Raw genomic sequence first — 20,767 nt, 5'->3', positions numbered from 1 at the left:
TTTCCTTTTAGATTGCTTTTTTTTTATACCTCTTTTTGAAATCAAATTTGTAATTTTAAAGTTATGACTAAAGAATTGAAAGTTGCTATCCTTCAAACCGAATTGGTCTGGGAAAACCCAGAAGCAAACAGAGGTTTACTCAGTGATAAGATTGACGCTATTGTAACCAACGTTGATCTTATTGTTTTACCAGAAATGTTTACGTCTGGTTTTACAATGAATCCGGCTTCTGTGGCTGAAACCATGGAAGGGGAAACTATAATATGGCTAAAGCAAACAGCAAAAATTAAGCAGGCTGTAATTATGGGAAGTCTTGTGATTACAGAACAGGGCAATTTTTATAACCGGATGGTTTGTGTTGAGCCTTCTGGTGCAATTACAACTTATGATAAACGCCATACATTTACTTTAGCAGGTGAGCATAAGGTGTACACGGCTGGAACCGAAAAAGTAATTTTCAATTATAAAGGTTGGAAAATTTGTCCATTGGTTTGTTACGATTTACGTTTTCCTGTTTGGGCGAGAAATACTGAGGAATATGACCTTTTAATCTACGTTGCCAATTGGCCTAAAGTACGTATTAAAGCTTGGGATGCTCTGTTAGAAGCAAGAGCTATCGAAAATATGACGTATTGTATAGGCGTTAATAGAGTAGGGTTAGATGGCAATAACCACGAATATTCTGGTCATTCGGTAGCGTATGATGTTTTAGGTAATAGATTGGATAACTTAACTGAAAACCAAGATGCTACGGCAATTGTGGTTTTAGAAAAAGAGGTGATTACAAAATACCGAGAGAAATTGAATTTTTTAAATGATAGAGATGACTTTAGTCTAAAAGTGTAAATTCTTCAACAAAATCAAAATTAGAGCGCACTTCTTCTATCGGTTCTGAGTAGCTAACACGTTCCGGTTGAATGCCTAATAAGAAATTTCCAGTATCATATTTCCCGTTCCCATTGGTGTCAAAAATAGCGCGAAGTTTGTATTTTCTTGGGACTAAATTTCTAAAATCTACAATAGGTGAATCTTTAGTATATTGCTCATATAAAACGTCTCCTTTCTCATTAACCAATTGAACGATTAAAGGGAATTTAGCATTTCTTATATTGACTCTAATATTACCATATTCAGATTTCATTTTGGTTCTAATAGAGTAAGTTAAAGTGTCTTTGTTAGTGTCTTCAAAAAAATCGGTGAATGTTCCAGGAAGCATGGTGAAATTATATTTTTGATCTTCTTGCTTGTCAATAGGAAATTTGTACGTGTTAAAAATAGAATCGTATTCCACTTTTAATGGTACAGCTAAAGAATCTTTGTCAATAATTTTAATTTTTGTAGTATCAATTCTAATCAATGGAATGTTGGATTCAATAGTGAAATCTTCATTAAAATTTAATAAGCCTTGTGCGACGGGTTTTAACTTTAAAGAATCACCTTTTATGGTTCTGAAACGATGTTTAAAGGTGTCTATTTGTTTGTCGTTAGTGACGATAAAAAATGTGGTGTCAATTTCAAATTTTGGGGTATACCAATAGTATAAGGTATCTGTTGTAGGGGATTTAACAATTCGAGATTTGTAACCTTCAGGTGTGTCTCCAAGCACGTTAATACGTATAGCTTCGTAATCTCCTTCATATGGGAACATGAGTCGTGTTTCACCATCTTGCGAGGGTTTAATGGCTTTGTAATTTACCTTTTCGCTAAAAAGTTTCAGTTCGTAAGAGTCGTCCGTTGGTACGGTGATCACCTCTTCTTTAAAACCTATTTTGTCATTTTTTTGATTGAATAAATAATTAGAATTTTTATCCTTTAAAGCAATCAATTTATAGGTTCCAGGTTTAATATTATCAATACTAAATGTTGTAACACTATCTAGTGTATTAGTAATGTATCGTGGTTTTTTCTTGTAAACAATAGAGTCTGTATATGTAGAATCCACCTCATATAGCATCACAGAAATAAAAGTGTCTGGTTTTTCTTTCAGAGCATCTACCACATACCCTTTTACAGACAAAGAATCTATGGTGTTTCCAGTAGAAAACACATAGCGATAATAGGGATATGGGTTGCCTTCATTGTTATCTACAATGCTTTCACCAAAATTAAAAGCATAGGTTGTATTGGCGTCTAAAGTATCAATTATTTTTATTGAGATATATTCGCTGGCGGAACTTGATGGAGTTATAACAGGAGCGTTATCCATTGGTGGAGACACTATAAGTTGTTTCTGAAGGTCTTTTATTTTAACGTATTCATTAAAATAAATTCTAATTTCATCACCTTTAAAATTGGTCGAAAAATTTTCTGGGACAGATTTAGTAATCTCAGGTGGTAAAATATCCTTTTCTCCTCCGGTAGGAGTCCCACGATTGGCACAACTTGCAATGCTTATTGCAATTAAAATCAGACTTAAAACTCGTAGTAATGATAAACGCATCTACTCAAAATAATTTAGCACAAAGAAACAATATAATTTATTTAGAAACGAAAAAATCAATCTGCAATTGCCATTGTCGCAAGACTTAACTTAATATTATCAATTTTTAACAAAACAGTAGCACAAGATTCAACTGTTGCGCCGGTCGTAATGATATCGTCTACTAATAAAATATGTTTTCCGGTTAAGGATTTATTTTCGGAAATATCAAATACGGCTCCATCATCATTCCAACGTGTTAAGCGCCCTTTAAAAACTTGTGTTTTAGTCGATTTTGTTTTTATTAAAACCGTGTCGTTGTAGTCCGCTTTGAGTGCTTTTGCAATTTCTTGTCCAAATTTAGCTACTTGATTGTAGCCACGTTTTCTCAATTTAGATTTATATAAAGGCACCGGTATCACAACGTCTATATCTTTGTAAGTCTCTACAGTTGCTAATTCTGCACCAAGCCATTGACCTAACGATTTTCCGATATCTTCATGACCTCTGTATTTTAAATTATGAAGTATTTGTTGTACAATTCCTTTTTTTGAAAAATGTAATAATGCGGTGGCACTTTCTAGTCTTACGCGTCCATAAACTATTTTTTTAACGTCTTCAGTATTCTCAAAATGAAAATTAGTTATTGGTAATTGATGTCTACAAGAGGTGCATAAAACCATTTCATTATCAGCTAAAACAGTGTTGCAGGCTTCACAAACCTTAGGAAAGAACAAGTTTAACAAGTTTTTCATCACTTAGTCGATTAAAATAAAATTAGACTTCATTTAGCTCTAATTTCGCATTAAATTAATAAAATTAATAATGATAGTTAACCCTCAGCTATTTAATTATAGATTAATTATTAGTTCTTTATTAGTCGTTTTAACTGTTTTAGGAGTTTATAGTTACAATAAATATAAATCCATTGAATCTTATGAAGACTTCTTAAAACAAGAAAAAGTTTTGATAGAAAGTGAATTATCAGACTTACTAACAAGTTATGACGAACTGAGCCAGGACTATAATTTTATGACATCTCAACTTCAAGAAGCAAAGTTAGAAGCTAGTGATGTTTTAGATTCGTTACGTTTATTAAATAGTGATTTATCTATTATTACCAAGTTTAAAAATCAGCTAGTCGTATTAAAATCTAAGAGCAAAGTTTTACTCAGCACTATTGACTCTTTAAATTCTGAAAATCTAAAATTGAAGAATGAAAAACGCTATGCTTTAAATACTATAAAGTATAATACCAAAAAAATTCATGGCTTAGAAGAAGTTAATGATTCGTTATACAAAACAATTGATAAGGCTGCTATTATAAAAGCGAGCAATATTAACGTACAATCCTATAAATTAAAGTCGGGTAAAAAACGATACACGGATCGTGCAAGACGTGCCAATGCTATAGATGTCTGTATGACGTTGAACGAAAATCCATTGGCTTTAGAAGGAGATAAGGCTATTTACATTCAAATTGTAAGCCCACAAGGTAATGTTGTTTCAGATAAAGGGGAATTGTTTTTTGGTAATACCTCTTTAAACTACAGCCATAAGGAAATGGTTAATTATAAGAATGAAAATCTAGAGATTTGTACGGCTATAATGGCAGACGATAACGATCAACCATTATCAAAAGGATACTATTTTATAAATGTTTTTCATGAAAATGTTAAACTAGGAAGTGCAAGTCTTAACTTAAAATAAATAAGACGTATAATTATCAATATAATTTTTGAAAAACCGCTCTGTAAATCAGAGCGGTTTTCTATTTTTGCAGTATTATGGCAAACGACGATCAATTTAAAAAAGTAATCTCTCACGCAAAGGAGTATGGTTACGTGTTTCAGAGTAGTGAAATCTACGATGGACTAAGCGCAGTATATGATTATGCTCAAAATGGAGTAGAATTAAAGAAAAATATTAGAGACTATTGGTGGAGAGCCATGGTACAAATGAATGACAATATTGTAGGCCTAGATGCTGCTATATTTATGCATCCAACAACTTGGAAGGCTTCGGGCCACGTTGATGCGTTTAGTGATCCTTTAATTGATAATAAGGATTCAAAAAAACGTTATAGAGCCGATGTTTTAGTAGAAGATTATTGTGCTAAAATTGAAGCTAAAATTGAAAAGGAAGTTAAAAAAGCTGAAAAACGCTTTGGAGATGCTTTTAATAAAGAAGAATTTATTTCTACTAACGGACGTGTTGTTGGTTACCAAGAAAAAATCGATTCAATTTTAAAACGTTTAGGGCAGTCTTTAGAAAAAGAAGATTTAGCCGATGTAAAAGCTTTGATTGAAGAGCTCGAAATCGCTTGTCCTGTTGCTGGAAGTCGTAATTGGACCGACGTTAAGCAATTTAACTTAATGTTTGGAACAAAATTAGGAGCTTCTGCAGAATCTGCAATGGACTTATATTTGAGACCAGAAACAGCACAAGGTATTTTTGTGAATTTCTTAAACGTTCAGAAAACAGGACGTATGAAGATTCCTTTCGGAATTGCACAAACCGGAAAAGCGTTTAGAAATGAAATTGTTGCGAGACAATTCATTTTTAGAATGCGTGAGTTTGAACAAATGGAAATGCAATTTTTCATTAAGCCAGGCACACAAAAAGAATGGTTTGAGTATTGGAAAGAAGCCCGATTAAAATGGCATAAATCACTTGGTTTAGGTGAAGACAATTACCGTTTTCACGACCACGAAAAATTAGCACACTACGCAGATGCAGCTACTGATATCGAATTCAAATTCCCATTTGGCTTTAAAGAATTAGAAGGGATTCATTCGCGTACTGATTTCGATTTAAAACAACATGAAGAATTCTCTGGTAAAAAATTACAGTATTTTGACCATGAAGATAATGCGAGCTATACACCTTACGTTTTAGAAACGTCTATCGGTTTAGATCGTATGTTCTTAGCGGTATTTTCAACTGCTTTAGTGGAAGAGGAATTAGATAACAATACTACCAGAACGGTTTTAAAATTACCAGCAGTATTAGCACCTACAAAAGCAGCTATTTTACCATTGGTGAAAAAAGATGGTTTACCAGAAATCGCAAAACAAATTGTTGACGATTTAAAATGGGATTTCAACGTGACTTACGATGAAAAAGATGCTGTTGGAAGACGTTATAGAAGACAAGATGCAAACGGAACACCATTTTGTATCACGGTAGATCACGATACTTTAGAAGATAATTCGGTTACTATTCGTCATAGAGATACGATGGAACAAAAACGAGTAAAAATTGAAGACTTAAAAGATATCATTAAAGCTGAGGTTGATGTGAAGCATTGGCTTCAAAAAATGTAATTACACACTCCTGAGTAAGCAGGAGACTTCAATAAAAACCAAAAACACCCAAGCTTTATAACGTTTGGGTGTTTTGTTTACTAGAAATAAAGTTAGACAAAGCTATGTCTTATGTTAATGATCATGGCCTCCTCCACTGTTACTAAGTAACATGCCAATGCCTTTTACTAAGATTTGTTTGTCTTTTAGAGTTTCTGAATTTAAAATTTCTAGGATATCTTCGGTTTCTTTTCCTGTGGTTATTTTAACTTTTTTTAGATGAATTTTATGGTTGTCTTCGGCGTCAAAAACCAGAACATAATCACCATCTTCTAAATTAATAATTGCTTCTTTTGGTAAACCGATTCGTTTTGTACTTTCCGTAATAATTTCAGCTTCTACAAACATACCAACAATAAAATGGTCTTCTTCATTATCTACATGCCCATGAACTTGGACACGTCTACTCGCTCCATCAATGGTTGTACCAACCAAATGCACTTCTGCGTCAAAAGTTTCATCTGATGCTTCCGGAATTTTAAATCGTATTTTTTGTCCTTTTTTAACAGCCATGATATCCTTTTCAAAAACCGATAATTCCAAATGCACATGATCTGTGTCTACAATTTCTAAAATGATATCGCTTGGTGACACATAGGTGCCGTTACTCACATTTACTTTAGTTACAAAGCCGTCAATTGGTGCATATAAATTAATACGCGGTGAAATAGTGCCTTGTTCTATACGCTTTGGGCTAATATTCATCATCTGTAGTTTTTTACGTAGGCCGTTGTAATGTGCTAAGTTACTTTTATAGGTGCTTTCTGCTTTTAGGTAATTCTTTTCTGATGTTATTTGTTCTTCAAACAAGGTTTTTTGTCGGTTGAATTCCGATTTTAGGTAATTTAATTGTTCTGCGACTTCTAAGTAGTTTTGTTGAATTTCAACATACTCAGGATTTTGAAGCGTGACTAAAAGCTGCCCCTTTTTTACTTCGTCTCCAATTAATAAAGGTGTTTTAGTAATATAACCACCAATAAAAGTTGAAATACTAGATTTGTTTTGTGGAGGTACATCAATCATGCCGTTGACGTTTATGCCTTCGTTAAAATCGAATTCAGCCAAATTTCCAAAAGCCATATTTTCACTTTCAAATTGTGCTTTTGTAATGGTTGTTTCCTCATTATGATTTTCAGTTTCTGTAACAACCTGGTCATTACTTTTTTCGTTTCCGCAGGCTGTAAAAAGCATTGCAAATAATATGATATATAGATGTTTCATCTTTAAAGAATATTTAAAATAAGGTGATTAATAGTAATAACGATCTGGTTGTATGCGTTTAAATTATCTAGATAAGATAGCTCAATGTCTTTCGCCGTTTCGAGACTTTGGATATATTGAAAAAAGTCAATTTCACCTTCTTTAAAGGTTCGGTTGGCTGTTTTTATAATTTCATCTTTTAAACGTTTGCCTTGGGTGTCGTAATAATTTACAGCTTCGTTATATTTGTTAAGTGTGGTTAAAAGCGATTTGTATTCGGCATTTAACTGTATTTCATACTCTTGTTTTTGTTCTTCAATTATGTCTTTAGCAATTTTAGATGCTTTAATTTTTGAAGAGTTTCCGAAGAATAGTAACGGTATTTTTATGCCGAATTGATACCCTTTGAGATTTGTATTCAATTGGTCGTTGGTGCCTTGAAAATATTCAAAATTAAGGTCAGGTAATACATTCTGCTTTTCAGATTTATAAAGTGCGTTTTGATAATTTTTAGCATTTTCAAAGTAAAGTAAACCAGAATTATTTTGAAGTGATGGATTGTTCAATTCCAATTTTTCTAAATCTTGATCTACAATTTCCAAAGTATCTACTTGTACAATAGCTTTCAATTGCTCTTTTGAAAATTCTACATCTTGTAAAGCCTGTTTATAAATGGTTTCAAGTTGTTTTTGTTTAGACTCGGCGGTAATAGTTTCTAAATAATTGGTTTCACCAAGTTCAAAACGCCGTGCTGATTTTTGAGCAAAATCTTGATACAAACTATCTAAAAACTGATAGGCTTTCGCTTTCTGTTTTGCATAACGCAGTTGATAATAGCTAGCATATACTTTCTTTTTAATCTTTTGAAATTGTAAGTTGTACTTAGATTCTTGTAAATTAACCATGGCTGTATTTACCTTCTTTTCGGCAAAATAAACCGTTGGAAATTTAAAATCTTGAGATACTCCAAACACTTTTAAAGGCTCAGTAAGAGCTACATTACTCTCGTCGTAATTGTAATAGATCTCGGTCTTATCAAAACTAAAAGCACTTCCTACAAAAGCACGGCTTTTTTCAATTTGCAAATTGGATGCCTTTAAACTTGCGTTGTTTTCTATGGCTAAATCTAAAGTTTGCTCAGCGGTAAGCTTAGATTGCGCATGGCCATTCCACATAAATAGAAATCCAATTATGATAGTAATTGCTGTTTTATTCATTTTTAAAGTTGATTTATTTATAAACCACGTATATAATACGGGTAAAACCACTAAGGTTAAAATGGTTGCAGTAAATAAGCCGCCAATAACTACTGTTGCTAGTGGTCGTTGCACTTCAGCACCTGCGTTTGTTGAAATTGCCATTGGCAGAAAGCCTAATGCAGCTGCCATAGCCGTTAATAATACGGGTCTTAAACGTTCTGTTGTACCTCGTTTTACGAGTGCTTCAATGTCTTCTTCTGAATGCGCTTCTTGCAAGGCTTTAAAATGTTCAATTAATACAATACCATTTAGCACTGCAATTCCAAAAAGCGCAATAAAACCAACTCCTGCTGAAATACTAAATGGCAAATCACGAAACCATAATAATAAAACTCCTCCAACTGCAGCGAGAGGAATTGCCGAATAGACAATTAACGCTTCTTTTACTGAACCAAAAGCAAAATATAATAGCACAAAAATTAATACCAATGCAATAGGAACAACGACGAGTAGTCGGTCTTTAGCGCTTTGTAAATTTTCAAATTGACCACCATAAGTAATCGTATAACCAACCGGAAGTTTTAATTGTGTCTCAAGAATGGATCTCACGTCATTTACTACCGATTCTAAATCCCGATTTCTAACATTAATACCAACCACAATACGTCGTTTAGTATCGTCTCTAGAAATTTTAGCAGGTCCTTCTGTATAGGTGATATCCGCTAATTCGCTTAATGGAATTTTGTTTCCATTAGGTACATCAACATATAAGTTTTGAAGGCTGGCCAAATTTTTTCTACTCGATTCATCTAAACGGATTACTAAATCAAACCGCTTTTCTCCTTCAAACACATTACCTACTGTGCCGCCTGCAAATCCCATTGAAATCAAATTATTTATATCTGAAATATTGAGACCATAACGAGCAATTTTTTGGCGATTGAATAGCACGCTCATTTGTGGCAAACCCTCAACCTTTTCTACTATGATATCTGAGGCACCATCAATATTTTCAACTAAGATTTTAACCTCATTTGCTTTTTGGGCTAAAATGGATAAATCATCTCCAAAAATCTTAATGGCAACATCGGCTCTAACTCCCGTAATTAGTTCATTGAAACGCATTTCTATAGGTTGCGTAAATTCAACATCCATACCTGGAATTATAGAGAGTGCTTCTTTAAATTTATCGGCTAACTCATCTTTGCTTGCTGCTGAAACCCATTCTTTTTTAGGTTTTAGTTTAATAATGACATCGCTTTCCTCCATAGACATAGGGTCGGTTGGGACTTCAGCAGCTCCAATCCTTGTAACCACTTGGTCGACTTCTGGGAAATTATCGAGTAGAATTTGTTCAATTTTTGTCGTGATTTCAATCGTTTTTCCTAAAGACGTTCCTGTTTTGAGGACAGGTTGAATAACAAAATCTCCTTCATCTAAAGTCGGTACAAATTCACCTCCCATTGTACTAAATATGAAAACGCTTGTTGCTAACAAAATTGTAGACATTACAATCATGATTTTTTTATGCGTCAAAGACCAATTGATAATAGGCTGATACCCTTTGTTTATGAAATTCATGAAGCGTACCGAAACATTTTTTGAAGAGGGTTTATGCGGTTTTAGAAATAAGGATGCCACCACAGGAACATAAGTTAAACACAAAATCATCGCACCAATTAGAGCAAAACTAAACGTCAATGCCATAGGTCTAAACATTTTACCTTCCACTCCACTTAAAGCTAAGATTGGAATGAAAACGATCAAAATGATTAATTGTCCGAAAATGGCTGAATTCATCATTTTTGAAGCGCTTTTTAGGGTAATAGCATCAATTTCGGTCTGTTTTTCTGCTTTATTGAGTGTTTTTAGTTTATCATTCTCTGAAATAATTCGAAAAGCAATAAACTCTACAATAATAACAGCACCATCTATGATGATGCCGAAATCAATGGCTCCAAGACTCATTAAATTAGCATCAACACCAAATACATTCATCATAGAAATGGCGAATAATAAACTTAACGGAATCACAGAAGCGACTACCAAACCAGAGCGCAGATTTCCAAGTAATAAAACCACCACAAAAATAACGATGAGCGAACCAAGAATTAAGTTCTCAGAAACTGTAAATGTCGTTTTGTTAATGAGTTCACTACGTTCTAAAAAACCATTGATGTATACACCTTCTGGCAATGTAGATTGGATGGATTCTACACGTTTTTTTACCGCATTGATAATGGCTTTAGAGTTACCATCTTTAATCATCATTATCTGTCCTAAAACTTTTTCCCCTTCACCATTTCCTGTAATAGCTCCAAAGCGTGTCGCACTTCCAAAACCAACTTTGGCGACATCTTTAATGTATATTGGTGTGGTGGTGTTTTTAACTACAATAGTTTCAATATCATCTAAGGTTTTTACCAAACCTTCACCTCTAATAAAGAAGGATTTATCGTTTTTTTCGATATAACCACCTCCAGCAACACTGTTGTTTTTTTCTAGTGCCTCATAAATTTCGGAAATTGAAATATTCATGGCATTTAGCTTGTTGGGATTAATAGCAACTTCATATTGCTTTAAAAATCCTCCCCAAGTATTCACTTCAACAACTCCGGGAATTCCAGAAAGTTGACGCTTCACAATCCAATCTTGAATTGTTCTTAAATCGGTTGCCGAATATTGATCTTCATAACCTGGTTTTACATCTAAAATGTATTGGTAAATCTCACCTAAACCTGTTGTGATTGGTCCCATTTCTGGTGCTCCAAATCCTTGAGGAATTTTCTCTGATGCCGATTTTATTTTCTCGGCAATCAATTGTCTTGGAAGAAAGGTGCCCATCTCATCCTCAAAAACAATAGTAACTACAGAAAGGCCAAATTTTGATACGGAACGGATTTCTTCCACTCCAGGTAGATTGGCCATTTCTAGTTCTACAGGATAGGTAATGAATTGTTCAACATCTTGCGTAGATAAATTACGCGATGTTGTAATAACTTGTACTTGGTTATTGGTAATATCTGGCACAGCTCCAATAGGAATTTGAGTTAGGGAAAGGATTCCGAAACCAATAATAAATGCTGTAAACAGGGTGATAATCAGCTTATTTTTTAAGCTGAACGTTATAATGTGTTCTAACATAATTCAAAAAAATTAAGAAATAATAGAAGCCTATTTAGATGAAATAGGATTAGATCTAATGTGAATTATGCGTGCTTGGGTGGTTGAAAAACAGATGATTTCTCAAAGTTGGTGTGAGATTCTGTGTAATGAAAGTTAAAAGGTATTTTTATAAATTCGTAGTATGACAAATCAAAAGTGACAGTGGGAGTTATAAAGGGAGTGATGACATGAGAACAAAAATGATGCGTGCCTTTAAAAGGTAAATCTTTATGCTCTTCATGATCGTTAGCGTGATCTGCTTTTGTATCACCATAATGCTCTGCCAAAAATTGAACAAAATTATCTCCATACATCTCTTTATGATAGTCCGCATGTTCCAATAACGTACTAAGCTTAGAAAGATCTTCTAAGCTAATATTGAAACTTTGAAAAAGAATCAAAAATGAATATGTAAGAGCTATTAGCTTACTCATAACGTTTACGAAGATACAAATTTTTGTACGTAGTTATGTAATAAAGGTTACATGTAGTAAAAACTAATTTGAAACTGAAATTGTTCTATGTCAGTGATTTAATATGTTACAAAATTCTATTAGCTAAGTAAGCCGCATCTTTTTTTATACCTCCCAAAGTTGCAGAACCTCGTGTGTGTAACCAAGGTAAACCAATAAAATACAGACCTTCTGTAGTACTAATACCTCTATGGTGTTTTGGATAACCATCTTTAGCAAGTTCTAGATCTTTTATCCACTCAAAATTTGGTTTGTAACCCGTTGCCCAAACAATATTTTTTACATCAGTAAGTTTTTTTGTTGCCGTTATTATACATTCGGTTTCAGCATCAAGTGTGTGCCCAACAACGTTTACATTATCTCGTTTTATAATGCTTTTTACGTCTGTTCCTATAATAGGTTGCTTAGATTGACTAATTTTTTTTCCTAGCCATGAGTTTTTACTAAAACTTAAAAATCCTGTAATTGTAAACCACCACCATAATGTTTTGCCGAGGATTTCTTGAGGAAGTGTTCTAATGTCAGTACTTCCAGAAAAATAGGTGGTTTCAGACGTGTTTTTAGAAATTTCGTCTAAAATTTGAAAACCACTATCTCCACCACCAACCACTAAGGTTGGTCCTTCTTGTAATTGGTCTGGTGTTTTATAATAGTTACTATGAACTTGACAAATGCTTTCTGAAATCTTATTATGAAATTGCGGCGTGTATGGAATATGAAAAGGACCCGTTGCAATGATGACATGCTTGCTTAGAATGTCTTGTTGACTCGTTTTTATGATAAAATGATCTCCTTGTTTTTCAATATGTTCAGCTAATGTGTTCAGCTGAATAGGAAATTGAAACGTTTCAACATAGTCTTTAAAATAAGAAGCAACTTCATATTTATCTGGATAGTGCCCTTTTGGTGCAGGAAATGGCATTCCTATTAAATGATTAAACTCGGTTGGAGTAAATAATTTTAAAGAATCCCACCGGTTAAGCCAAGAAGCGCCAATGACTTCCTCTCGGTCAATGATTAAAAAATCTTTCTGTTTTTGTTTAAGAAAATAAGCCATAGAAAGGCCTGCTTGTGCGGCTCCTATGATTACAAAGTCTTTCATTAATGTGTTTTGTTGGTATCTGGACATAATACCATTTTTAACGGTTTTATACAAGTTATGAAGCCTTATAAAACAGTTTTTTTATGTTTTAAAAATAAGCCTTTAATTGTACCGTACCTGTATGGATCATTTTGGAAGTTTCGGATTTTCGTCCAAAATAATTGAGATTTAAGTCTAAGTATTTGGTTAATTTCTTTTGTGCTAACAAGCTCCAGGTAAAGTTTTTTCCAGGTTGTAAACCTTCGAGCATTTGGTAAGCTACCGGTGAATTAGAATTACCATCAAATTCATTTTGAAAGAAATTAAATTCGCCTGTCAATGCAATTTTCTGAGCATTGTTATACGTGAAGGATACACCATAATTATGCTGTGCTAAGGTTTCAAAACTTTCTTCAGTATTTTCTTTAGAAGTATATTGGTAAAATACATCAAACTGTGCGTTTTCACTGAATAAGTAACTCAGTTTTGGTTGAAATTGATATTCTTCAATCGTGTAATTTTGATTCGTAAAATTCTCGCTTCTACTGTCGTTTTCACTTAAGTTGGCTAAGGCGTTTATAAGCCAATTTGTACTGAATTTGTGATTGAAATTAAGCTGATGACTATTGGTTTTATTCTGTTGTAGCCCCGTAGTAAGCAAGTTTCTACTTTTATTTGTTAAGAACGTATAAGAAGAGGTGTAACGTTGTTTTCCTCTATTAAAAAACAATACATTTCTGATGCTGTAATTTAAGGATACAAATTCTTCAGTATCAATATCATCCTTAAGAGCTTCAAACGGATTGAGATTAAATGAATTACCATCCTTATAGGTTTTGCTATCCACAATAAAAGAGGCTTGGTCGTAAAAATGCGACCAAAATTGCTTTGATTTATTTTCTGATACATTCCAAGACTGTGGATTTATAGTCACGGTTTGTCCAAATCTGTTTTGATGGGTTTGAACAAAAACTTGATTAGGCAATAGTACTCTAATATAGCTGCCTTGATCTGTAAATTGTGCAATTTCAAACTCATTTAATTCTTGTATGCCATTTTCATTATAATCAATCCAAGTATAAGCTCCTTGTCCTGCTTCAACTTCAACATAGGTAAAATCTTGTTGTGCTAAGCTACCAGAATTGGTCTCAAAACTGGTATTTGATATAATAAGATTATTGAATAATTTTTGATTATAATTTAAGCGGCTATTTAAACTTTGTTCATCTTCTGTACTAGTATCTTCGGATTTTAAATCTCTGTAATTTACAAATAATTGAAGGGTTGTGTTTTTATTTTGAATTAAGCGCGACTTCAAATAATAAGTGTTAGAACTGTTAACGCGCTCCAAATTGTTATCTCGCAAACTGTCATTAAATCGTTTAATATAACCGACTTCTGCGTAAACTTTGGTGCTGTCTCCAATACCAACAAAAGCCTCGTAAGCTTTATATTTTTGACTTAAAGACGTTAAGGCGTCCGTTGTAATTTCGTGTTGTTTATTGTCTTCTGTAGAGAATTTTATACCAGTCCATCTATTGTCTTTACCGTAAACGATACGGTTAAAAGATCGTAAAAATGTAGAACGATTGATGGTGCTTTCACTATTTAAAAAACTAGAGTTAGAGAAAATAGTAAAATCACCTAAACGCAAATTGGAAGTAATAATATGCCGATTTCCATTAAAGCTATCAGCATAGTTTAAATGTTCAAAATTATAAGTAGCTAATCCTTTTTTAGAATGCGATAAACGTAATCCTGTAGTAAATAATAATTGATTGCCATAGTCGGAGGTGTCGTCAATAGTTTCAGAGGTGTCTAAATTCCAATCGCGACTAAATTCAGCTCTGTATAATCGCTGAATAGTTTCAAAATTCTTTTGAATAAAATCGGCATCAACCAATGCTGATAAATTCCAAAGACTATCAGATTTAATAAGGTTTTGGTTCAACGTGAATTTTCCAGCATAACCATCATTATTGTCATCATCTAAATTTGAAAATAAATTACTATCCTTTTTACTTCCTGCCAATTCAAAAAAGAGATCTGTTTTTTTAGAGGGAGAATACTGGCCATTAACAATGGCAATTTGTAAACGTTCTGGAGCTATTAATTGCGTAATTGGTTCATAATTTCCTTGTGGAACTCCAGAAATGGGTGCAATGTATTCGTAGATATTATTGATAGCATTTGAGTTGCTTAAAATATAATTCCCTAGATTATCGCCTACTAAAGTAAACTGAACACTATACAGTTCATCTTCAGCGTTGTTAGAAAACACAAAAATTTCCTCAGTACCAAGCAGTTCTTTTTTATATAAAATACGGTTTTCTGAATAGGAGGCCTCTGCTGCAGATGACGCTATCATTAAATCTTCATTATCACCAGCATCCGCGAGTATTTGAGTTTGTTCAGTGGATAGATTTTGTTGTAATGGCTGATTTTTGGCATCACTTTCAGAGTAAATTGACACGTTTAACTTTAAAGTTTCGGTTTGAAAATTTGCACCACCATAAACGGTGAATCGTGAATAATTACGTTCGCTAAATTGATAATCTACTGTAATTCTCATTTCGGAAGTCATCGGAAATGTAGAGTTGAAAATAATTTCACCAGCATTATAATCTATAATGTAGTCGTTGTTTTCACCACGTTCTAATGGCACACCGTTCACGTAAACAGTCTCACTTCCAGAAACTACCAGCACGTATAATTCGTCATTAGAGCCCGTTAATTTATAGGGGCCTTGGTTACCTTCTTCCGCTGTAAATTGTGTTGTTGTAAATTGTCCACGTACTAATGCGCCAGATGCATAAATTGATGTTTTGTCGCTGACGTTAGCACTTACCATTAAACCTTGTACACGTTTAGAAAAATTGGCGAAATAACTTTTTGTGTTTTCTAAATCGATGTCTCCTGCGCGAATATTCCAATCATCACTAAACAACTCAATAAACACTTGGTCAAATTCGTCTAAACGTTGTGAATAGCCACTTTCTTGCAGTGGAATATTGGCATCTTGAATAGAGGCTCTTAAGGATACTTTATCGCTCAGTTTTCCAGAAATCTGCAAATCGAGTTCACTATTTAGTACAGAATTTTGATTGTTTCCAATGGTGATACCTCTCGAAATACTTCCAGAAGTGGTTAATCCGTCAAAAGGAGTAAACGTATTCGTGTTAGATGAGCTTTGTAAAGTGTATAATTGCTGATATTCGGAAGAACGTTCTATAATAACAGCATCGTCTAATTGTCTATACGTTTTGGTTAGAAAGTCTGGGTAACGTAAATAGTCTATTTGAATGCTGTCTATGTTAGTAGGATATTTAAAATACAAAGCTGCTTTTGCAAAATCTACAGCATACAAAGTTGAATCTATGATTTTGTTGTCTAATGTTCTTAATTTAAATCGTGAGGGATTAATACTCACAGAATCGATTTGAATAGAATCCGTAACTGCTATTTTCTTTTTTATATAACTACTATTCTGCTCTTGAGAAAAGCCCCAAAAAGCGGATAGAATTAATAGAACGGAAATAGCAATTTTCATGTAGAATAATAACTCTTTTAAGCTAAAAATATTTTATCGTTAAAACATGCTTAAAATAATGGTGTAAAAGTAGCGTATTATTTAATTTAGCGGTTAATCGATTGTTTAACTAAAAAGTGATTCCCTTTTTTTGAGGAAATGTGTATGAAAATAGTTTCTTATAACGTCAATGGTATTAGAGCAGCCCTAAACAAAGGCTTAATAGAATGGCTAACAGCGACAGATCCAGATGTGGTTTGTTTGCAAGAGATTAAAGCGATGGAAGAGCAACTCGATCTTACGTTATTTACAGAAGCCGGTTATAATTTTAATTATTGGTTTAGCGCACAGAAAAAAGGCTATAGTGGAGTTGCTATTTTGTGTAAAACAGAACCCAATCATATAGAATTCGGAACAGGAATAGAATCTATGGATTTTGAGGGTCGAAACATTAGAGTCGATTACGATGAGGTTTCAGTAATGAGCATGTATTTGCCATCTGGAACAAATGATGCAAGGTTATCGCATAAGTTTGAATATATGAATATGATTCATAATTATTTGAATGAGTTACAAACCGAAAAACCAAACTTAGTGGTTTGTGGTGATTATAATATTTGTCATGAAGAAATCGATATTCACAATCCAAAAATGAAAGGTGTTTCTGGGTTTTTACCAGAAGAACGTGAATGGTTAGGAGAATTTATAGATAGTGGATTTATTGATAGTTTTAGGTATTTACACCCTGAACGTCAGGAATATTCTTGGTGGAGTTATAGAGCAAATTCTAGAGCAAATAACAAAGGATGGAGATTAGATTATGCCATGGTAAGTTCCCCTTTACAAGAAAAAATAAAACGCAGCGTTATATTAACAGAAGCGGTTCATAGTGACCATTGTCCAATTTTATTAGAATTGGATATTTAAGATATAACTATTGAAATTACCCCAAATAATAATTAAACTTAAAACAACTTAACAACAACAGCATGATTAAAAAACTTTCAATCCTAGCCTTAACAATCACACTTTTTTCATCTTGTGTGTCCAAAAAGATTTATACAGATCTTGAAGATAAATATGCCGATTTAAAACAGGAAAACCGTGGTTTAACGGATGAAGTAGAGGCACTATCGAGTGATAAAACTAAGCTTACTAATGATTTAAGTCAGTTGCAAGCACTGTATGATGCTGCTGTTGCTGAACGCGATAAACTTCAGGGAGATTATGCAGCATCAAAATCGAATTTAGAAACTTTAAAAGCGTCTTATAAAGCTTTGGAGGAGAATAGCTCAGCCTCAATTGCTAAAAATGCACAAAAGAATAGAGAACTTTTAGCACAATTGGAAGCTAAAGAGCAAGCCTTAGCGGCAGAAAGCGAACGTTTAAATACGTTGAAGCAAGAATTGGAAAGCCGTTCGCAACGTGTCGCTGAATTAGAAAATGTTATTGCGAGTAAGGATGCAGCCATGAACAAATTAAAAGATGCCATTTCTAAAGCGTTGACTAATTTTGAAGGTAAAGGGTTAACCGTTGAGCAACGCAATGGAAAAGTTTACATTTCTATGGAAAACAAATTGTTGTTTGAATCTGGTAGTTGGTATGTGGGATCTCAAGGTAAGCAAGCGGTTAAACAACTGGGAAGCGTATTAGCTGAAAATCCTGAAATTTCGGTATTAATTGAAGGTCATACAGATAATGTGCCATATAAAGGTAATGCACAATTGAGTGGTAATTGGGATTTATCTGCAAAACGTGCCACAGCTATTGTGAATATTCTTAGAGAAAACGATGCTATTAATCCAGAGAATTTAACAGCTGCTGGTCGTGGAGAATTTGCTCCTATAGCAACCAATGACACCACAGAAGGGAAAGCGAAGAATAGAAGAATCGAAGTGATTTTAACTCCGAAATTAGATGAGATTTCTAAATTATTAAACGAGATATAAATCAGAACGTCATTACAAATCAAGCATCCAAGCGTGAATCACAATGACGAATTAACAATTTTTTAGACCTCACCTGTTTTTAGAACTTGTGAGGTCTTCTTAAATTTACGGTTAGGTGGAGCACAGTCGAAACCTAATTTAGAAGCTAAATGTTAAACTAAAATGAGATTCCTGTTTTCACGGGAACTAAAGATGAAATACACAACACTACCACATACAGATATAAAAGTTAGTAAGATATGTTTGGGCACCATGACTTGGGGCAATCAAAACACCCAAGACGAAGGGTTTGCTCAAATGGATTTTGCATTAGATAACGGAGTTAATTTTTTTGATACGGCAGAATTGTACCCTGTTCCAGCGCGAAAAGAAACCTATGCAGAAACCGAACGTATTATTGGTAATTGGTTTGCTAAAACAGGAAACCGAGATAAAGTTGTTTTGGGTTCTAAAATTGCAGGAACTGGAGATTATACGGCCCACATTAGAACGAATGGTTTTAGTAAGGAAGCACTAAATGATGCTGTAAACGATAGTTTAAAACGTTTGAAAACCGACTATATAGATTTATATCAATTGCATTGGCCCGAACGTAATACAAATACTTTTGGAGTACGCGATTATAAGACTAATCCTAAGGATAAATGGGAGGATAATTTTAATGAAATTCTTCACAATTTAGATGAAATTATCAAATCTGGAAAAATAAGACAAGTCGGTATTTCTAATGAAAAAGCTTGGGGAACGATGCGTTATTTAGAAGAATCTAAAAGGCACAGTTTACCTCGAATGATTACCATACAAAACGCCTACTCTTTGATAAATAGAGTTTTTGAAGGTGATTTGGCAGAAGTGGCGCAGCGAGAGAATATTGGTTTATTAGCCTATTCTCCAATGGCATTTGGTGTATTATCTGGTAAGTATGTAAATGGAACTGCGGCTAAGGATGCAAGGTTAAATGCGTTTCCGCATTTTTCAAGATATAACAGTACAAATGCTACGGAAGCTACCAAACGTTATTTAAAAATTGCAGAAGATTATGATATGTCGCTGGCACAAATGTCTTTAGCATTCGTCAACGAACGACCTTTTATAACAAGTAATATAATCGGAGCGACTAATCTTGAGCAATTAGAAGAAAATATTGATAGTATTAATGTGACTTTATCTGAGGAGATTCTGAAGGCTATTGATGCTGTTCATGCAGATATTCCAAACCCAACACCTTAACCATTATATCTTAATTTGTCTATTAATCTGTTCTTGTAACGAAATAAACGTTTCTGTTCTAGAAACTCCTTTTATACTTTGTATTTCGGAATTAAGGACATGCATCAGGTGTTCATTATCCTTTGATAGAATTTTAATAAAAATAGACCAGTTACCTGTGGTGTAATGACATTCAATCACCTCAGGGATTTTTTGTAATTGTTTTACCGCTTCAGGATTGCTAATAGCTTTATCGAGATACACGCCAACAAATGCCATGGTGGTATACCCTAAAGCCTTTGGATTAATCATAAATTTTGAACCCGCTAAAAGTCCAGATTTTTCAAGCTTTTTTATACGTTGATGTATTGCGGCACCTGAAATTCCAACGTTACGAGCAATTTCTAATATCGGAGTTCGAGCATCTTCCATTAATGCACGTAGTATCTTTTTATCTATGCCATCGATATAAATACCATTATCGTTGATTTTCATTGAATTTCTAGTTTAGATCTTAGAAGTTAAAAATAACAATTTAAAATTCAAGATAATATAATGTGATCTAGTTAATTTTCGTATTCTAATTCTGTGAAAGACCCTATTAATGTGGTCGTATTGGCGTCATCTAAAGTACTAGCTGTAATATCAAAATCTCCAGAAATAAGGCGAATTCCAGTTTCTGTAGGATGCGCTCTATTGCTCGTAATAGTTACATTTCCTGAAGAAGAATAATAGCTATTTTGAGGGCTGGCTTGTCTTATAAGTGCATACGTAATAAAATTATTAGAATCTATATCTCCCATGGTCTTTACTGTACCAGAGTCAAAATCGCCAGTACCGTTTAAAAATAGAGTCACCTGATTTCCACTAAGATCTGCAATATCAATACTCATGGTATTTCCATTAGTTCCTAAGGAAATGTTATAAGTTCCATCTGTAAATGTGTAATCGTTAAAAGTCCCTCCGTTTATAGTGGCAGCCATGCCTGGGTTGTCGTTGAGAGGTTGTGTGCTATCATTGTCATCGTCACTACATGACATCATAAAAAGTGCTAAAACGAAAATTTGGAGTAGGTGTAGGTGTTTCATGGTTGTGGCTTTAAAAACTATACTATAGAAGTCACTAGGACGACTAAATTGCTTAGTTAAATTGGTGTAATTATTTGGTTTGGGGCTTGT

General features: G+C 33.7%; 15 protein-coding genes. 6 read left to right on the top strand and 9 right to left on the bottom strand.

Translation table 11 applies throughout. The annotated features are described in order from the left end of the window. Positions 1-63: 63 nt before the first annotated feature. A complete protein-coding gene (locus KO515_RS06455) occupies positions 64-846 on the top strand; it encodes an amidohydrolase (protein WP_215935542.1) in 783 nt (260 codons plus the stop codon). On the opposite strand, the gene KO515_RS06450 is transcribed toward KO515_RS06455, so the two are convergent. Together KO515_RS06450 and KO515_RS06445 are read right to left on the bottom strand one after the other, a co-directional pair. Next, complete coding sequence (locus KO515_RS06450; RefSeq protein ID WP_215935541.1) at positions 830-2,440, bottom strand: Ig-like domain-containing protein; 1,611 nt, start codon at positions 2,438-2,440, stop codon at positions 830-832. The two genes, KO515_RS06455 and KO515_RS06450, sit on opposite strands and share 17 nt — an antisense overlap. A gap of 56 nt (positions 2,441-2,496) precedes the next feature. Then, the gene (locus KO515_RS06445) at positions 2,497-3,174 is read right to left on the bottom strand and encodes a ComF family protein (protein WP_215935540.1); all 678 of its coding nucleotides are present in this window, start codon (positions 3,172-3,174) and stop codon (positions 2,497-2,499) included. Positions 3,175-3,244: 70 nt separating this feature from the next. Here KO515_RS06445 and KO515_RS06440 point away from each other — a divergent pair, with 70 nt between their 5' ends. Next, positions 3,245-4,129, top strand: a complete 885-nt coding sequence (locus KO515_RS06440) for a hypothetical protein (protein WP_215935539.1) — start codon at positions 3,245-3,247, stop codon at positions 4,127-4,129. A 77-nt stretch (positions 4,130-4,206) separates the two neighbouring features. After that, complete coding sequence (locus KO515_RS06435) at positions 4,207-5,745, top strand: glycine--tRNA ligase (protein WP_215935538.1); 1,539 nt, start codon at positions 4,207-4,209, stop codon at positions 5,743-5,745. A gap of 114 nt (positions 5,746-5,859) precedes the next feature. On the opposite strand, the gene KO515_RS06430 is transcribed toward KO515_RS06435, so the two are convergent. The 5 genes from KO515_RS06430 to KO515_RS06410 all read right to left on the bottom strand — a co-directional run bounded on the left by KO515_RS06430 (position 5,860) and on the right by KO515_RS06410 (position 16,452). After that, on the bottom strand, positions 5,860-7,005 hold the full coding sequence (locus KO515_RS06430) for an efflux RND transporter periplasmic adaptor subunit (protein ID WP_215935537.1): 1,146 nt from the start codon (positions 7,003-7,005) through the stop codon (positions 5,860-5,862). A gap of 2 nt (positions 7,006-7,007) precedes the next feature. Further along, positions 7,008-11,327, bottom strand: coding sequence for a CusA/CzcA family heavy metal efflux RND transporter (locus KO515_RS06425; RefSeq protein ID WP_215935536.1), 4,320 nt, complete (start codon positions 11,325-11,327; stop codon positions 7,008-7,010). A 65-nt stretch (positions 11,328-11,392) separates the two neighbouring features. Further along, positions 11,393-11,782, bottom strand: a complete 390-nt coding sequence (locus KO515_RS06420) for a hypothetical protein (protein ID WP_215935535.1) — start codon at positions 11,780-11,782, stop codon at positions 11,393-11,395. A gap of 106 nt (positions 11,783-11,888) precedes the next feature. Then, on the bottom strand, positions 11,889-12,923 hold the full coding sequence (locus tag KO515_RS06415; protein ID WP_215935566.1) for a flavin-containing monooxygenase: 1,035 nt from the start codon (positions 12,921-12,923) through the stop codon (positions 11,889-11,891). A gap of 88 nt (positions 12,924-13,011) precedes the next feature. After that, positions 13,012-16,452, bottom strand: coding sequence for a hypothetical protein (locus tag KO515_RS06410; protein ID WP_215935534.1), 3,441 nt, complete (start codon positions 16,450-16,452; stop codon positions 13,012-13,014). Between the two features lie 144 nt (positions 16,453-16,596). Between KO515_RS06410 and KO515_RS06405 the strand changes: the two genes are divergently transcribed. The 3 genes from KO515_RS06405 to KO515_RS06395 all read left to right on the top strand — a co-directional run bounded on the left by KO515_RS06405 (position 16,597) and on the right by KO515_RS06395 (position 19,610). Continuing rightward, a complete protein-coding gene (locus tag KO515_RS06405) occupies positions 16,597-17,358 on the top strand; it encodes an exodeoxyribonuclease III (protein WP_215935533.1) in 762 nt (253 codons plus the stop codon). 62 nt (positions 17,359-17,420) lie between these two features. Continuing rightward, on the top strand, positions 17,421-18,380 hold the full coding sequence (locus KO515_RS06400) for an OmpA family protein (protein WP_215935532.1): 960 nt from the start codon (positions 17,421-17,423) through the stop codon (positions 18,378-18,380). A 192-nt stretch (positions 18,381-18,572) separates the two neighbouring features. Continuing rightward, a complete protein-coding gene (locus KO515_RS06395) occupies positions 18,573-19,610 on the top strand; it encodes an aldo/keto reductase (protein WP_215935531.1) in 1,038 nt (345 codons plus the stop codon). A gap of 3 nt (positions 19,611-19,613) precedes the next feature. Here the strand turns inward: KO515_RS06395 and KO515_RS06390 are convergent, their stop codons facing one another. Both KO515_RS06390 and KO515_RS06385 read right to left on the bottom strand, forming a co-directional pair. Further along, positions 19,614-20,084: an Lrp/AsnC ligand binding domain-containing protein gene (locus KO515_RS06390; protein ID WP_179353033.1), complete on the bottom strand. Its 471-nt coding sequence runs from the start codon at positions 20,082-20,084 to the stop codon at positions 19,614-19,616. Positions 20,085-20,155: 71 nt separating this feature from the next. Continuing rightward, positions 20,156-20,677 carry a hypothetical protein gene (locus KO515_RS06385; RefSeq protein WP_215935530.1) on the bottom strand — a complete coding sequence of 174 codons (522 nt, stop codon included), beginning with the start codon at positions 20,675-20,677 and terminating at the stop codon, positions 20,156-20,158. Positions 20,678-20,767 lie beyond the last annotated feature (90 nt).

The sequence above is a fragment of the Winogradskyella psychrotolerans genome, from assembly GCF_018860545.1.
In the GTDB taxonomy this organism is placed as follows: Bacteria; Bacteroidota; Bacteroidia; order Flavobacteriales; family Flavobacteriaceae; genus Winogradskyella; species Winogradskyella psychrotolerans_A.
The sequence above is the reverse complement of the archived record's forward strand: the minus strand, read 5'-3'. Positions and strand labels throughout refer to the sequence as shown.

Bases quoted from the DNA above. Each gene is read 5' to 3' on its own strand.
- KO515_RS06455 (WP_215935542.1), top strand. From the start codon at position 64: ATGACTAAAGAATTGAAAGTTGCTATCCTTCAAACCGAATTGGTCTGG.
- KO515_RS06450 (WP_215935541.1), bottom strand. From the start codon at position 2,440: ATGCGTTTATCATTACTACGAGTTTTAAGTCTGATTTTAATTGCAATA.
- KO515_RS06445 (WP_215935540.1), bottom strand. From the start codon at position 3,174: ATGAAAAACTTGTTAAACTTGTTCTTTCCTAAGGTTTGTGAAGCCTGC.
- KO515_RS06440 (WP_215935539.1), top strand. From the start codon at position 3,245: ATGATAGTTAACCCTCAGCTATTTAATTATAGATTAATTATTAGTTCT.
- KO515_RS06435 (WP_215935538.1), top strand. From the start codon at position 4,207: ATGGCAAACGACGATCAATTTAAAAAAGTAATCTCTCACGCAAAGGAG.
- KO515_RS06430 (WP_215935537.1), bottom strand. From the start codon at position 7,005: ATGAAACATCTATATATCATATTATTTGCAATGCTTTTTACAGCCTGC.
- KO515_RS06425 (WP_215935536.1), bottom strand. From the start codon at position 11,327: ATGTTAGAACACATTATAACGTTCAGCTTAAAAAATAAGCTGATTATC.
- KO515_RS06420 (WP_215935535.1), bottom strand. From the start codon at position 11,782: ATGAGTAAGCTAATAGCTCTTACATATTCATTTTTGATTCTTTTTCAA.
- KO515_RS06415 (WP_215935566.1), bottom strand. From the start codon at position 12,923: ATGAAAGACTTTGTAATCATAGGAGCCGCACAAGCAGGCCTTTCTATG.
- KO515_RS06410 (WP_215935534.1), bottom strand. From the start codon at position 16,452: ATGAAAATTGCTATTTCCGTTCTATTAATTCTATCCGCTTTTTGGGGC.
- KO515_RS06405 (WP_215935533.1), top strand. From the start codon at position 16,597: ATGAAAATAGTTTCTTATAACGTCAATGGTATTAGAGCAGCCCTAAAC.
- KO515_RS06400 (WP_215935532.1), top strand. From the start codon at position 17,421: ATGATTAAAAAACTTTCAATCCTAGCCTTAACAATCACACTTTTTTCA.
- KO515_RS06395 (WP_215935531.1), top strand. From the start codon at position 18,573: ATGAAATACACAACACTACCACATACAGATATAAAAGTTAGTAAGATA.
- KO515_RS06390 (WP_179353033.1), bottom strand. From the start codon at position 20,084: ATGAAAATCAACGATAATGGTATTTATATCGATGGCATAGATAAAAAG.
- KO515_RS06385 (WP_215935530.1), bottom strand. From the start codon at position 20,677: ATGAAACACCTACACCTACTCCAAATTTTCGTTTTAGCACTTTTTATG.